This window comes from Methylobacterium sp. WL6, assembly GCF_008040095.1.
In the GTDB taxonomy this organism is placed as follows: domain Bacteria; phylum Pseudomonadota; class Alphaproteobacteria; order Rhizobiales; family Beijerinckiaceae; genus Methylobacterium.
On record NZ_VRVH01000701.1, the window covers coordinates 1 to 393 of the forward strand.

The window sequence follows — 393 nt, forward strand, 5'->3', positions numbered from 1 at the left end:
GATCCTGGCAGGCGTCGGGGCCGCGTTTGCGCCATTTGCCGATGGTCTCGGTGGACACGCCGTAGCGCTTGGCTAGCACGCCGGAGCTTTCGGGCGAGCGCACGATCTCGGTGCGGACAGCCGGGGTCGTGCGGGTCTGGGGATGGATAGCGAGCATCAGCGGGCCCTCCTGCCAGCACGGCTGCGCACACCCACGAACCGCCAAGTATGGGCTTTGATCGACCAACGTGCCAAATCCTAACGACGTTCCGCAACCAAACAGCTAGCTGTTTGATCCCGCGGTGTGGTGGTACGGTTGACCACCATGCTGCGAGGGATGCGCTATGGGCCAGGTTCTTCATGGAAGCGCCACCACGACGGAGGCAGTCCGTCGCGCGATCCAGCTACGTGAAG

Annotated in this window: 1 pseudogene; it reads right to left on the reverse strand. The window is 64.1% G+C overall.

The window, feature by feature from the left end:
• Positions 1–157, reverse strand: a pseudogene (locus FV230_RS31155) (IS481 family transposase); the annotation flags it as partial.
• Positions 158–393: the final 236 nt, after the last annotated feature.